Origin of the sequence: Burkholderia sp. BCC0397 (assembly GCF_902832865.1) — a bacterium.
GTDB lineage: Bacteria > Pseudomonadota > Gammaproteobacteria > Burkholderiales > Burkholderiaceae > Burkholderia.
Window position 1 is genome coordinate 854,720 of the sequence record NZ_CADFDL010000003.1, and the last position, 13,947, is coordinate 868,666.

10 protein-coding genes and 2 rRNA genes are annotated in these 13,947 nt (G+C 65.2%); 1 reads left to right on the plus strand and 11 read right to left on the minus strand.

The window, feature by feature from the left end; genetic code table 11:
* Window positions 1–14: 14 nt before the first annotated feature.
* The 7 genes from murF to coq7 form a co-directional block, all read right to left on the minus strand.
* The gene (murF, locus tag HWX03_RS14040; RefSeq protein WP_175871602.1) at window positions 15–1,421 is read right to left on the minus strand and encodes a UDP-N-acetylmuramoyl-tripeptide--D-alanyl-D-alanine ligase; all 1,407 of its coding nucleotides are present in this window, start codon (window positions 1,419–1,421) and stop codon (window positions 15–17) included.
* On the minus strand, window positions 1,418–2,965 hold the full coding sequence (locus tag HWX03_RS14045; RefSeq protein ID WP_175871603.1) for a UDP-N-acetylmuramoyl-L-alanyl-D-glutamate--2,6-diaminopimelate ligase: 1,548 nt from the start codon (window positions 2,963–2,965) through the stop codon (window positions 1,418–1,420). The genes murF and HWX03_RS14045 overlap by 4 nt, the downstream gene beginning before the upstream one ends.
* Window positions 2,962–4,809, minus strand: coding sequence for a penicillin-binding protein 2 (locus tag HWX03_RS14050; protein WP_175820629.1), 1,848 nt, complete (start codon window positions 4,807–4,809; stop codon window positions 2,962–2,964). The genes HWX03_RS14045 and HWX03_RS14050 overlap by 4 nt, the downstream gene beginning before the upstream one ends.
* On the minus strand, window positions 4,806–5,147 hold the full coding sequence (ftsL, locus tag HWX03_RS14055; RefSeq protein WP_175871604.1) for a cell division protein FtsL: 342 nt from the start codon (window positions 5,145–5,147) through the stop codon (window positions 4,806–4,808). Before ftsL ends, HWX03_RS14050 begins: the two co-directional genes overlap by 4 nt.
* Entirely contained in the window at window positions 5,144–6,085 is a 942-nt protein-coding gene (gene rsmH / locus HWX03_RS14060) for a 16S rRNA (cytosine(1402)-N(4))-methyltransferase RsmH (RefSeq protein ID WP_175871605.1), read from the minus strand. The genes ftsL and rsmH overlap by 4 nt, the downstream gene beginning before the upstream one ends.
* A gap of 23 nt (window positions 6,086–6,108) precedes the next feature.
* Window positions 6,109–6,537 carry a division/cell wall cluster transcriptional repressor MraZ gene (gene mraZ, locus HWX03_RS14065; RefSeq protein ID WP_006487094.1) on the minus strand — a complete coding sequence of 143 codons (429 nt, stop codon included), beginning with the start codon at window positions 6,535–6,537 and terminating at the stop codon, window positions 6,109–6,111.
* Window positions 6,538–6,923: 386 nt separating this feature from the next.
* On the minus strand, window positions 6,924–7,550 hold the full coding sequence (gene coq7, locus HWX03_RS14070; protein WP_174386163.1) for a 2-polyprenyl-3-methyl-6-methoxy-1,4-benzoquinone monooxygenase: 627 nt from the start codon (window positions 7,548–7,550) through the stop codon (window positions 6,924–6,926).
* 276 nt (window positions 7,551–7,826) lie between these two features.
* Between coq7 and HWX03_RS14075 the strand changes: the two genes are divergently transcribed.
* A complete protein-coding gene (locus HWX03_RS14075; protein WP_175820631.1) occupies window positions 7,827–8,978 on the plus strand; it encodes a porin in 1,152 nt (383 codons plus the stop codon).
* 277 nt (window positions 8,979–9,255) lie between these two features.
* On the opposite strand, the gene HWX03_RS14080 is transcribed toward HWX03_RS14075, so the two are convergent.
* The 4 genes from HWX03_RS14080 to HWX03_RS14095 form a co-directional block, all read right to left on the minus strand.
* A complete protein-coding gene (locus HWX03_RS14080; protein WP_175871606.1) occupies window positions 9,256–10,929 on the minus strand; it encodes a long-chain fatty acid--CoA ligase in 1,674 nt (557 codons plus the stop codon).
* A gap of 137 nt (window positions 10,930–11,066) precedes the next feature.
* The gene (locus HWX03_RS14085) at window positions 11,067–13,142 is read right to left on the minus strand and encodes a molybdopterin oxidoreductase family protein (RefSeq protein ID WP_175871607.1); all 2,076 of its coding nucleotides are present in this window, start codon (window positions 13,140–13,142) and stop codon (window positions 11,067–11,069) included.
* Window positions 13,143–13,585: 443 nt separating this feature from the next.
* A 5S ribosomal RNA gene (gene rrf, locus HWX03_RS14090) occupies window positions 13,586–13,698 on the minus strand.
* 154 nt (window positions 13,699–13,852) lie between these two features.
* Window positions 13,853–13,947 (minus strand): 23S ribosomal RNA (locus HWX03_RS14095); the annotation flags it as partial.

The following is a 13,947-nucleotide window of genomic DNA, read 5'->3' on the forward strand; positions in this document are numbered from 1 at the left end:
TTCCTTCCTTCTACTCAGTGTGCGGCGGGCACGGTGCCCGCCGCGGGTTGGTTCGTCAGCGCGTCGACCACGCGCTCCATCTTCATGTACCGCGAGCCCTTCACGAGCACCGTCGCCTGCGCGCCGTAACCGGCCGCGAGCAGCGCCGCCACGAGCGCGCCGACGTCATCGAAATGACGCGCCGTGTCGCCGTATGCGGTGCACGCGTCGCGCGATGCGTCGCCGAGCGCGAACAGCGCGTCGATCCCGCGTTCGCGCGCGTACGCGCCGATCTCGCGATGGAATGCCGGCCCTTCGTCGCCCACTTCGCCCATGTCGCCGATCACCAGCACGCGCGGCGCCGGATGCGCGGCGAGCACGTCGATCGCCGCACGCATCGAATCGGGGTTCGCGTTGTATGTATCGTCGACGACCGTCGCGCCCGCGAGGCTGCCGACGCTCGCCTGCTTCACCTGCAGCCGGCCCTTGACCGGTTCGAACGATTCGAGCCCCTGCCGGATCGCCGACAGCGCGACGCCGGCGCCCAGCGCCGCAGCCGTCGCGGCCAGCGCGTTACGCGCGTTGTGCTCGCCGAGCGCACGCAGCCGCACCGTGACGGCGCCGACCGGCGTGTCGATCGCGAGTTCGCCTCCGTGCACGCGGCCGACGACCTGCGCGGCGTTCTGCCGTTCGGCGTCGTGCAGCGCGAAATCGAGGATCCGGTTGCCGGTCGCCGCGACGCGCCAGATGCCCGCGTACGCGTCGTCGGCCGGGAACACCGCGACGCCGTCCGGCGGCAGCGCGTGAATCACGGCCGCGTGTTCGAGCGCGACGGCCTCGACCGTCGCCATGAATTCCTGGTGCTCGCGCTGCGCGTTGTTGACCAGCGCGACCGTCGGCGCGGTGAGGCGCGCGAGGACGTCGGTTTCGCCCGGGTGGTTCATGCCGATCTCGATCACCGCGAGACGATGCGCGGCCGACAGGCGCAGCAGCGTCAGCGGCAGGCCGACATCGTTGTTCAGGTTGCCGGCCGTCGCGAGCCGCGCGTCGGTGCCGACCGCCGCCGCGAAGATCGACGCGATCATTTCCTTGACGGTCGTCTTGCCGTTGCTGCCCGTCACCGCGACGAGCGGCAGCGGGAATCGTTTGCGCCAGCCATGCGCGAGGGCGCCGAGCGCGGCACGCGTTTCGCCGCCTTCGATCATCGGCAGCGCGACGCCCGCCGGCGCATGCGCGACGAGCGCGGCGGCAGCCCCGCGCGCGGCGACGTCGCCGAGGAAGTCGTGCGCGTCGAAGCGCTCGCCCTTCAGCGCGACGAACAGGTCGCCCGGGCCGGCCGTGCGGCTATCGGTCGACACGCGGTCGAACGTGACGCCCGCGTCGCCGCGGACGGTGGCGCCGGGAATCAGGCGGGCGGCTTCGCCGAGACTGAGCATCGTCATTCGGCGCCTCCCTTGCCGTGCGTCGCGCGCGCTGCGAGCGCGAGCCGCGCGTGATCCTGGTCGGAGAACGCGCGCTTCTTGCCCATGATTTCCTGCGTGGCCTCGTGGCCCTTGCCGGCCAGCACGACGACATCCTCGCGTACGGCGCCGCGCACCGCCTGCAGGATCGCGCTCGCGCGATCCTCGATACGGCGTGCGCGATCGGGCGCGGTCATGCCCGCGACGACCTGATCGAGGATGTGCTGCGGATCTTCGCTGCGCGGGTTGTCGCTCGTGACGACGACTTCGTCGGCGAGCCGCTCCGCGATCGCGCCCATCAGCGGACGCTTCGTCGCATCGCGATCGCCGCCGCAGCCGAACATGCAGACGAGCCGGCCGCCGCGTGCCGCGGCGATCGGGCGCAGCGCGTCGAGCGTCTTTTCGAGCGCGTCGGGCGTATGCGCGTAGTCGATCACGACGAGCGGTTCGTCGTTCTGCAGCCGGCCGCCGAGCCGCTGCATCCGGCCGTTGACCGACTCGAGCCGTTCGATCTCGGCGAGGGCCGCCGCGAACGGCACGTCGGCCGCGAGCAGCGAGCCGAGCACGGCGAGCAGGTTGCTGACGTTGAACGTGCCGAGCGTGCCGACCTCGACGTCCGCGTCGCCCCACGACGAATGCAGGCGGAAGGCGGTACCCGTCGCGGTCGCGCGCACGTCGAGCGCGACCAGTTCGCGATCGGCGTCGGGCGCCGGTGCATCGCCGATCCCGTACCCGATCGTGCGTACGCGGCCGGCCAGCTTCTCGAGCAGGCGGCGGCCTGCTGCATCGTCGCGATTGATCACCGCCGTGCGCAGGCCGCGCCACGCGAACAGCTTCGCCTTCGCGCCCTCGTACGCGTCGAACGTGCCGTGATAGTCGAGGTGATCCTGCGTGAGGTTCGTGAACACCGCGATGTCGAACGCCGTCCCGTTCACACGCCCCTGGTGCAGCGCGTGCGACGATACCTCCATCGCCACGGCCTGCGCGCCCGCGTCGCGCAATTGCGCGAGGCTGCGCTGAAGCTGCGGCGCGTCGGGCGTCGTGAAGCCGGTCGGCACGAGCTGGCCGGGCATCCCGCTGCCGAGCGTGCCGATCACCGCGCACGGCTGGTGCAGCGCCGTCAGCGCGGCGGCGATCCACTGCGTGCACGACGTCTTGCCGTTCGTGCCCGTGACACCGACCGCGAGCAGGCTGTCGCTCGGATCGCCGTACCAGCCACTGGCGATCTCGCCGGCGAGCTGGTCGAGCGCCGGCACCGCGAGCGCAACGGGTACGGTCGGCGCGGCCGGTGCGTGGGCCAGCCCTTCCGGCTGATACAGCACGGCGGCCGCACCACGTGCGACGGCATCGGCCATGAAAGCGCGGTTATCTGCCCCGTCGACCGCATACGCGACGAACACGTCGCCAGCCTTGAGGCTGCGCGTGTCGGCATGCAGTTGCGCCGCGGGGGCCACATGCTGACGCAGCCACGCGAGCGCGGCTGCGATCTGCTGATGCGCCGGATGGGAACTGCGGGCGGCGCTCATCGAACAACTCCTGGTGAATTACGCGTCGTGCTGGACACGATCATATGCTTCGCACCGCCACCTGCGGCCAGCTTTTGCGGGCCCTTTGCGGCAGCGGATTCCGGCGAATCGTCGGACACGACGAGCTGCTTGATTGGCATGTTCGGCGGGACGTTCAGCGCACGCATCGTGTCGCCGGCGATCGCCGAGAATACGGGGCCGGACACCTGGCCACCGAAGTGGCTGCCGGCGGTCGGCTCGTCGACCGACACCGCGACGACGATGCGCGGATTCGGCATCGGCGCCATCCCGACGAACGACGCGCGGTACTTGCGCGTGTAGCCGTGACCTTCGTGCTTGTATGCGGTACCGCTCTTGCCGCCGACGCGGTAGCCCGGCACGGCCGCATCCGGCGACGTGCCGCCCGGCGCGACCACCGTCTCGAGCATCGCCCGCACTTCGCGCGCGGTGGTCGGGTTGAACACCTGCGTGCCCGCGATCGGCTGATTGGGGTCGGTCTTGAAAATGGTCACGGGCATCAGCTCGCCGTCGTGCGCGATCGCCGTGTACGCCCGTGCGAGCTGGAACAGCGACACCGACAGGCCGTAGCCGTACGACATCGTGGCCTGCTCGATGCGGCGCCAGCTCTTCCACGGACGCAGACGGCCGGCCACCGCGCCCGGGAACCCGACCTTCGGCGCCTGGCCGAGGCCGATGCTCGTATACATATTCCACATTTCCTCGGGCCGCATCGTCATCGCGATCTTCGTCGCGCCGATGTTGCTCGACTTCTGGATCACGCCGCCGACCGTCAGCGTGCCGAAACCCGCGTCGTCGGTGATTGGCGCGCCGTCGAGCACGAAATGCCCGTTGCCCGTCTCGACGAGCGTATTCGGCGTCACGCGGTGCAGATCGAGCGCGAGCGATACCGTAAACGGCTTCATGATCGAGCCCGGCTCGAACACGTCGGTCATGATCCGGTTGCGCAACTGCTCGCCCGTCATGCGCGAACGGTCGTTCGGGTTGTACGTCGGGTAGTTGACGAGCGCGAGCACTTCGCCGGTACGCACGTCGACGACCATCGCCGCACCGGCCTTCGCCTTGAACTTCTCGACGGCGGCCTTCAGGTTCGCGTACGCGATGTACTGGATCTTGCTGTCGATCGACAGGTCGACGTCGGCGCCGTTGTGCGGCGGGATCTGCTCGGCGACGTCCTCGACGATGTGCCCCATCCGGTCCTTGATCACGCGACGCATGCCCGACGTGCCGGACAGCATCTTCTGGTCACCCAGTTCGACGCCTTCCTGCCCTTCGTCCTCGACGTTCGTGAAGCCGATCAGGTGAGCGGTGATCTCGCCTTCCGGATAGAAGCGCTTGTATTCGTTGCGCTGATAGATGCCGGGAATGTCGAGCGCGGCGACCTTGTCGGCGACGTCGATCGGCACCTGGCGCTTCACGTAGACGAAACCCTTGTCTTGCGACAGCTTCACGCGCAGTTCCTTCGACGTCATGCCGAGGAGCTTGCCGAGCTGGTTGATCTTGTCGGCATCGAGATCGTCGGGCACCGCGTCCGGAATCGCCCAGATCGCGCGCACCGGCAGGCTCGTCGCGAGCACGAGCCCGTTACGGTCGAGGATCTTGCCGCGCGTGGCCGGCAGCTCGAGCGTGCGCTGGTAGCGGCTTTCGCCCTGCTTCTGATAGAACGCGTTGCCGGGCCCCTGGATCCAGAACGCCCGACCGGCCAGCGCGACGAACGCCATGAACAGCAGGAACACGACGAGCTTCGAGCGCCACATCGGCAAATGAACGCCCAGCACGGGGCTCGACGAGAACTTCACGTTCTGGCGCTTCGGGGACGGCTTCATCGCGCGCCCCCCCTGCCCTTGCCGGCCGTATCGGCCGATGCCGCGATCGGCGCGTCGATCGCCTTCGCGGCGCCCGGCGGCAGCGTCAGGTATTGCGTGCGGCCGGTCGAGATCGGCTGCATTTTCAGCGAATCGTTCGCGAGCTGCTCGATGCGCGACGTCTTCGACAGCGCGCTCTGCTGATATTGAAGCTGCGCGTAGTCCTGCTGGAGCTGACGCTCCTGCGACTGCGCGCGCTGCAACTGGATGAAGATCTGGCGCTGCTGGTTCGTCGAATTGACGACCGACAGCGCGCAACCCATCACGATGATCAGCAGGAAGATGTTGAGGCGGCTCATGGCGTGACGCGCTCCGCGATGCGCATCACGGCCGAGCGGGCGCGCGGATTCGCGGCGACTTCCGCTTCGCTCGGAAACTGGCGGCTGATGATCTTGAGCGGCGGGCTCGGGAGGTCGACGGCGCGGATCGGCAGGCGACGATCGACCGCAGGCGCACTCGCGTGCGCCTGCATGAATCGCTTGACGATCCGGTCCTCGAGTGAATGAAAGCTGATGACCACCAGCCGCCCCCCTTGCTCCAGCAGCGACAGTGCCGCGCCTAGTACGACTTGCAGGTCCGCAAGCTCTTGATTGACGTGAATCCGTATAGCCTGAAAGGTGCGGGTTGCCGGATCCTTGCCCTTCTCACGGGTTTTGACGACGTGACCCACGATTTGGGCAAGCTCGCCCGTGGTGTCGAGAGGCCCAAGACGGTCGGACTCTGCCCGGCGAGCAACAAGCGCCTTTGCAATCTGAAAAGCAAACCGTTCTTCCCCATAATCCCGTATCACCTCCGTCAATTCCTGCACCGAAGCCCGCGCGAGCCATTCGGCCGCCGACTCGCCACGCGTCGGATCCATTCGCATGTCCAGCGGACCATCGGCGCGGAAGCTGAAGCCGCGCGCCGGATCGTCCACCTGCGGCGAGGACACGCCCAGGTCCAGCAACACCCCCGACACCTTCTCGATGCCGCGCGCCGCAAGCGCGTCGCGCATCGATGCAAAGCTGTCATGCACGATCGAGAAGCGCGCATCCTCGATGCCCTGCGCCGTCTCGATCGCCCTCGGATCCTTGTCGAACGCGATCAGCCGCCCGGCCGACGCCAGCCGCGCGAGCACCGCGCGGCTGTGGCCGCCGCGCCCGAACGTGCCGTCGACATACACGCCGTCCGGCCGCGTCACGAGCGACTCGACCGCTTCATCCAACAGCACCGTCCGATGCCGCAATTCATTTCCCATCGCGGGCGTCTCCGTCACCGCAATCAGAACGTGAAATTCTTCAGCGCGTCGGGCATGCCCTGCGCCATCGCTGCCTGCTCCTTCGCGTTGTAGGTCTGCGAATCCCACAGCTCGAAGTGACTACCCATTCCCAACAACATGACTTCCTTTTCCAGTCCGGCTGCCATGCGCAGCTCGGGCGATACAAGAATCCGGCCCGCGCTGTCGAGATCGACATCCATCGCATTGCCGAGAAAAATTCGCCGCCACCAGTGCGCGTCCATCGGCAGCGCGGCGATCTTGGCGCGGAACACTTCCCATTCGGGGCGCGGAAACAGCAACAGGCAGCCGTCCGGGTGCTTGGTCACAGTCACCCGTCCTTCTGCCTGTCCTTGCAGCGCTTCGCGATAGCGAGCCGGCACCGACATCCGCCCTTTCGCATCGAGCGTCAGCGCCGACGCCCCTTGGAACACTTTCCGCTCTCCCGTTCAGGGCACCGAAGCACCCGCTCAATGCTGAGAATTTAGCCGGAACAGCCTGCTAAATCACACAAAAATACACTTTCTCACACTGTCTCCCACTTTAGAGGAAGGGTGTGGCACGGTCAAGGGAGCGGCCCGCTTTTTTGACGAATTTTGTTAGTTAGAACAAGGACTTACGCGCACATGCTCATACGGCCCCTCATTCTAAAAACCGTTATAAATGAATGAGCTAGTGCAACTTGTGAAGGTGATACGTGAGAAAGATGGGCCAGACGGGCGTACGGACGGGGCTTTCGGGGGCGGGAAAACGAGGAGTGAGCGGGCGGTATCGGGGGCGGCGAACCGGGGCGGCGTCCCACGCCACCCCGGCGCAAATCTCAGAGATAGTACGCAGTGCTCGTCATGACTTTCGACGCGGCACGCATCAGCATCCGTGCAGGCAGCGGCAGCTCGATTCCGCCGGCGTCGGTCGCGGCCTTGCCGTGCTTCACCTCGTCGATCCGCATCTGGTCGACGATCGCGCGCGACGCGGTGTCGGTCGCCGGCAGCTCGGACATGTGGCCTTCGAGGTGGTTCTCGACCTGCCGCTCCGTCTCGGCCATGAAGCCGAGGCTGACCTTGTCGCCGAGCGTGCCGGCCGCCACGCCGATCGCGAGCGCGCCGGCATACCACAGCGGGTTCAGCAGGCTCGGGCGCGAGTCGAGTTCCTTCAGGCGGTGCGCGGTCCACGCGAGGTGATCCTCCTCCTCGCGCGCGGCCTCCTCGAACATCGCCTTCGCCGACGCCGTGCGCGCGGTGAGCTTCTGCGCCTGGTAGAGCGCCTGCGCACAGACCTCGCCGACGTGATTCACGCGCATCAGGCCGGCCGCGTGCGTGCGCTCGGCGGGCGTCAGTTCGACGTCCGGCGTATCGGCCGGCACGGGCACCGGCCGGCTCATCCGGCTAATGCCGGTCAGCGATCGCAGGCCACGATCGAATTCGCTGATCAGTTCATCCAACACCATCCTGTTCTCCTGGCTGCAGGTGCCGCTGCGCGCGGCAAGGGCACGAGTCCGCTGCGTAACCGACTTGATTATTCAGCGGAAATTGCGGTTAACCCGTGATTTTAACCATTGTTGCATAAAGGAAACATGGCGGCGTTGAGCTGCAGCATTTCGCTTTGTGGCAAAAACCGGCTTTGCTACATTACGTGCGACTTCTTGCGAAGTTGAAGGGGCCCGTCAACAGAACATAACTATCCGCCCCGCCAAAAAAATTCAGTGATTCTTGGAGATCCGTTAATGAAAAAGTCGCTTCTCGCGCTCGTCGCGCTGGGCGCGTTCGCTGGCGCTGCCCAGGCGCAAAGCAGCGTGACGCTTTACGGCATCATCGATGAAGGCTTCCTCTTCAACAACAACGCGGGCGGCAAGCACCTGTACGGCCTGGCCAGCGGCGTGATGCAAGGCAGCCGCTTCGGCCTGCGCGGCACCGAGGACCTCGGTGGCGGCCTGAAGGCGATCTTCACCCTCGAAAACGGTTTCGACGTGAACAGCGGCAGGCTCGGCCAGGGCGGCCTGATGTTCGGTCGTCAGGCTTACGTCGGCCTGTCGAGCCCGTACGGTACGGTCACGCTGGGTCGTCAGTACGACTCCGTCGTCGACTTCGTCGGCCCGCTCGAGGCAGGCGACCAGTGGGGCGGCTACATCGCCGCTCACCCGGGCGACCTCGACAACTTCAACAACGCGTATCGCGTGAACAACGCGGTCAAGTTCACGAGCGCGAACTACGGCGGCCTCACGTTTGGCGGCTTGTACAGCTTCGGCGGTCAAGCAGGCCAGTTCTCGAAGAACCAGGTCTGGTCGCTCGGCGCAGGCTACAACAACGGCCCGCTCGTCCTCGGCGTCGGTTACTTGAACGCACGTACGCCGAACCAGTTCGGCGGCATGTTCAACAACGGGTCGGCATCGTCGTCGGTCTCGTCGCCGGTCTACGGCGCGTACGCGAACAACGCGAACACGTACCAGGTCATCGGTGCGGGCGGTGCGTACACGTTCGGCGCAGCGACGATCGGCGCGACGTACTCGAACACGAAGTTCAAGGGCTTCTCGGCAGGCCCGTTCGTGAACCAGACCGCGACGTTCAACAACGGCGAAATCAACTTCAAGTACCAGTTGACCCCCGCGTTGATCCTCGGCGCGGCGTACGACTACACGCAAGGCAGCAAGATCGACGGCAACTCGGCAGCCAAGTACCACCAGGGCTCGCTGGGCGTCGACTACTTCCTGTCGAAGCGCACCGACGTCTACGCGATCGGCGTGTACCAGCACGCATCGGGCAACGTGCTCGATTCGAACGGCAACGTCCTGAAGGCAACGGCAGCGATCAACGGTCTGGCCGGGTCGAGCACCAGCAACCAGGTCGCGGCACGCGTCGGTATCCGTCACAAGTTCTAATCAGCTTGCCTGACAAGCCGCAGCATATTGAAGGCGCCTTCGGGCGCCTTTTTCTTTTCTGGTGGAGCGGGGATGTTGGCGGGTGGTGGGTCGGCGGGTCGGCGGGTCGGCGGGTGGCAGTAGACGCGCGTCGCCTGTGCCGTCCCGAGTCGTCAACTCGAACAAGGCTTGCCGCCGCCTCCCGCACGAAACAAGCGCTTCCGATCATCCACCCGCAGCCGTAAACAAAAAACCCGGCACGGGCCGGGCTTTTCGTTCAACCGTATCGTTGCGCGCGTTACGCGCGTCCGTCGCGCAGTTCGCGCCGCAGGATCTTGCCGACGTTCGTCTTCGGCAACTCCGTGCGGAACTCGACCAGCTTCGGCCGCTTGTACCCGGTGAGCCGCTCCTTGCAGTAAGCAAGGATGTCCTTGTCGGTCAGCGCCGGATCCTTTTTCACGACGAACAGCTTCACGGCTTCGCCGGAATGCTCGTCCGGCACGCCGACCGCCGCCACCTCGAACACGCCCGGATGCGACGCCACCACGTCCTCGACTTCATTCGGATACACGTTGAAGCCGGACACGAGAATCATGTCCTTCTTGCGATCGACGATCTTCACGTAGCCGCGCGCATCCATCACGCCGACGTCACCCGTCTTGAAGAAGCCGTCCGCGAACATGACCTTTGCGGTCTCGTCCGGCCGGTTCCAGTAGCCGGCCATCACCTGCGGCCCGCGGATGCAGATCTCGCCGGGCTCGCCGAGCGCGACGTCGTTGCCGGCATCGTCGCGGATCGCGACTTCGGTCGACGGCAGCGGCAAGCCGATCGTGCCGCTGTATTCGGTCGCCGTCACCGGGTTGCAGGTCGCCACCGGCGACGTTTCGGACAGCCCGTATCCTTCGATGATCGCGGAACCGGTCTTTTCATACCACCGCTTCGCGACGCCTTCCTGGATCGCCATGCCGCCGCCGTTGGCGATCACGAGCTTCGACAGGTCGAGCTGACCGAATTCGGGATGGTTCAGCAGCGCGTTGTACAGCGTGTTGACGGCCGGAATCGTCGAGATCTGGTAGCCCTTCAGTTCCTTGATCATGCCGGCGATGTCGCGCGGGTTCGGGATCAGGATGCCCATGCCGCCCGTGCGCATCGTCAGGAAACCGCAGACGGTCAGCGCGAACACGTGATACAGCGGCAGCGCGACAACCGTCACGAACTGTTTCACCTCCGGGTACTTATCGTGAGCCGGCTGATGCCAGGCGCCGGCCTGCAGCACGTTCGACACGATGTTCCGGTGCAGCAGCGTCGCGCCCTTCGCGACGCCGGTCGTACCGCCCGTGTACTGCAGGAACGCGACGTCGTCGGGGCCGATCTTCTGCGGCTTGAACGCCTGACGCGCGCCTTCCGAGAGCGCGGCCTTGAAGCGCGTGAACGACGGCAGTTGCCACGCAGGCACCATCTTCTTCACGTTGCGCACGACGTAATTGACGAGCCACCCCTTGATGCCCAGCAGGTCGCCCATCGACGCGACGACCACGTGCTTGACGGCCGTATTGGCGATGACGGCCTGCAGCGTCGACGCGAAGTTCTCCAGGATGACGATCGCCTCCGCCCCGCTGTCCTTCAGCTGATGCTCGAGTTCGCGCGGCGTATAGAGCGGGTTGACGTTGACGACGGTGTAGCCGGCGCGCAGGACCGCGGCGATCGCCACCGGGTACTGCAACACGTTCGGCATCATGATCGCGACGCGCGCCCCGCGAGCCAGGCCGCGAGATTGCAGCCACGCGCCGAACTGGCGCGACAGCTTGTCGAGTTCGCCGTACGTGATGCCCTTGCCCATGCAGACGAACGCGGTACGGTCGCGGTACTGCCGGAAACTCTCGTCGAGCAGGTCCGGGACGGACGGATACGGAGAGGAGTCGATTTCGGCTGGAACGCCGGGTGGGTACGATTTCAGCCAAATTTTATCCATACCGCGCGTCTCCTCACAGATTTTCGAATGGTCGTGCTAAAACGCATCGTAACGGCTCCCCCGCCCCGAGACAACAGGGTTAGATGTCCACTTCGAACTTGCGCATCAATTTCGTCTGATCATACGGTGGTATTCGATCAAATGCGCTCAACTTCCACAAGACAATCGTAAAACGTCGCCGAATTGCCCAGATCGGTCAGCGCCTGGCTCGTCACCTCGTTGGCGTTCCTGCCGTCCGGCGACAGTTTCTTCCACCAGATCGACAACCCGACGACGAGTCCGGCACGCGCGCGATCGGTAATTCGCGCGAGCGCCTGCATCGAGCCGCGGTCATTGAAGATGCGGACGACGTCGCCCTCTGCGATGCCGCGCGCGCTGGCGTCGGACGGATGCATGTCGAGGTGCGGCTCGCCTTCCGTCGAACGCAGGCTGTCGACGTTCACGAACGTGCTGTTCAGGAAGTGGCGGGCCGGCGGCGAAATCATCGCCAATGGATAGCGTGCGGCGAGCTCGGGCGCGGCCTCGGCCGATTCGAACGGCGGCAGGTAGTCGGGGACGGGGTCCATGCCCATCTGCTCGAGCCGCGGGCTGTAGAACTCGCACTTGCCGGAGGGCGTGCGGAAACCACCATTCGCGAACGGCGCCTCCGGCAGCTTGAGTTTCAGCCAGCCGGCCCGCTTCAGCGTGTCCCAGTCGCTGTCGAGCGCCGGATCGTCCCAGCGAAGCGCCGCGCGCGCGACCTCTTCGTCGCTGTGATAGAGCGCGGGCTCGTCGAGTCCCATGCTGCGCGCGATCCCGCGAAAGATCTCCGTGTTCGGCCGCGCGTCGCCCACCGGCGGAATCGCCGGCAGGTTCGCCATCACGTAGGTATGGCCGTACGACTTATGGACATCCAGATGTTCGAGCTGCGTGGTCGCCGGCAATACAATGTCGGCGAAATCGACCGTATCTGTCTTGAAGTGCTCGAGAACGACCGTGAACAAATCGTTGCGTGCGAAGCCCGCGGCGACCTTCGACGAGTCGGGCGCAACCGCCACCGGATTCGAGTTGTACACGATCACTGCTTCGACTTTCGGCCCGAACGTCGCGTCGCCCGGATGCAGCAGCGCGTCGCCGATCGCGTTCATGTTGATGATGCGCGGCAGCTTGTGCGGCCAACCCGGCATCAGGTCCGGACGCAGCAGCGCCGCCTGATTGACGGGGGCCGATTCCGACGACGAAAGCAGCAGACCGCCCGCCCGATCGCGCCACGCCCCCGTCAGCGCCGGCAGGCTGGCAATCGCGCGCACGGCATTGCCGCCGCCGCGAACGCGCTGCATGCCGTAGTTGAGGCGGATCGATGCCTTGCGGGTGGCGCCGTAGCGCCGCGCAAGATCGACCAGCTCCGACGCATCGATGCCGCAGATCTGCGCCACGCGTTCCGGCGGATAGGACATTGCGCGCGCCTTGAGCGCGTCGAAGCCGAGCGTATGGTCGGCGATGTAATCGTGATCGAGCAGGTTTTCGGTAATCAGCACATGCATCATGCCGAGCGCAAACGCGCCATCGGTACCGGGCTTCAGTGCGATGTGCTGATGGCATTTCTCCGCGGTCAGCGAACGATACGGGTCGATCGCGACAAGACGCGCGCCACGGCGCTTCGCTTCCTGCGCGCGGGTCCAGAAGTGCAGGCTCGATGCAATCGGATTCGCGCCCCATATCAGAATCAGTTCGCTTTCCTCGAAGTACTCGAGGTGCATGCCGACACTGCCGCCGTACGTGTATCGCAGCCCCGCTGCGCCGGCTGCCGCGCAGATCGCGCGCTCGAGCCGCGAGGCGCCGAGCTTGTGGAAGAAGCGCTGGGCGATGCCCTCGCCTTGCACGAGCCCCATCGTTCCCGCATAGCTGTACGGCACGATCGCTTCCGGCGCGCGCGCGGCGATTTCACCGAGGCGACGTCCGATCTCGTCGAACGCCTCGCTCCAGCTGATCGGCACGAAGCGCCCTTCCCCCTTCGCGCCGACACGCTTGAGCGGGACAGTGAGGCGGTCGGGATGATGAACGCGATCCGCGTATCGGCTGACCTTCGTACACAACACGCCCTGCGTCGGCGGATGGTCGGGATCGCCCGTGACCTTGATTGCCTTGCCGTTCTCGACGGTCACCCGCATTGCGCACGTGTCCGGACAATCATGCGGGCAAACGGCCCGGGCTACCTGGGTGGCGGCGTTCATCGTTTTGAATGCAGAGATGGGGATTCGCAAATTTTACGTGGACACGCCGAATAAAGCGTTCATTTCGCACCGGTTTTGAATCACCTGATCGAAGACGGGACGAGGTGGCGGGCTGCAGGAAGCGGAAAGCTGGTCGCACAATCGCACTTGTCGATACGTTGCGGAGAGCAAATTGCGGTCTTGATCGAAGATACGATCAATAATCGATTGAATCGCTGGAGATGGAGGCGATTGAGGGAATTGGATGCTGCGATTGATTGCGAAAGGAGCAGGCGAGATGCCGGACGGCACAGCCGCAGAGTGCTCGAGGGCTCGGCACTGCGATGGATTGCGTCTGCGGGAAGCCAGCGGACGTAGCCTTGGTGACGCTTCGCCGCATGCTTTTTTGGGCGCCGAAATGCAAAAACCCCCGCCTTGTCGGGCGGGGGTTTCTGGCTTAGGGAGCCTGACGATTACCTACTTTCACACGGGAATCCGCACTATCATCGGCGTAGAGTCGTTTCACGGTCCTGTTCGGGATGGGAAGGGGTGGGACCGACTCGCTATGGTCATCAGGCAAAGGGGGTTGTTCTGCTGGCGTGGCCAACAGAACCAATCTTGGAAGAAGCAGTAATTTAGGTTGTGTGTATCACACACGAGAATCCAACATGTCGCTTTCGATCGCGGCCAGTGCTTGCGCACGGCGCCGATCTACAAGGCAGACTTGTTATAGGATCAAGCCTTACGGGCAATTAGTATCAGTTAGCTGAACGCATTACTGCGCTTACACACCTGACCTATCAACGTCCTGGTCTCGAACGACCCT

Coding starts and splice junctions, on each gene's coding strand:
- rsmH (WP_175871605.1), bottom strand. CDS start 6,085: ATGGGAAATGAATTGCGGCATCGGACGGTGCTGTTGGATGAAGCGGTC.
- coq7 (WP_174386163.1), bottom strand. CDS start 7,550: ATGGTGTTGGATGAACTGATCAGCGAATTCGATCGTGGCCTGCGATCG.
- HWX03_RS14080 (WP_175871606.1), bottom strand. CDS start 10,929: ATGGATAAAATTTGGCTGAAATCGTACCCACCCGGCGTTCCAGCCGAA.
- HWX03_RS14050 (WP_175820629.1), bottom strand. CDS start 4,809: ATGAAGCCGTCCCCGAAGCGCCAGAACGTGAAGTTCTCGTCGAGCCCC.
- HWX03_RS14085 (WP_175871607.1), bottom strand. CDS start 13,142: ATGAACGCCGCCACCCAGGTAGCCCGGGCCGTTTGCCCGCATGATTGT.
- HWX03_RS14045 (WP_175871603.1), bottom strand. CDS start 2,965: ATGAGCGCCGCCCGCAGTTCCCATCCGGCGCATCAGCAGATCGCAGCC.
- ftsL (WP_175871604.1), bottom strand. CDS start 5,147: ATGAGCCGCCTCAACATCTTCCTGCTGATCATCGTGATGGGTTGCGCG.
- murF (WP_175871602.1), bottom strand. CDS start 1,421: ATGACGATGCTCAGTCTCGGCGAAGCCGCCCGCCTGATTCCCGGCGCC.
- HWX03_RS14075 (WP_175820631.1), top strand. CDS start 7,827: ATGAAAAAGTCGCTTCTCGCGCTCGTCGCGCTGGGCGCGTTCGCTGGC.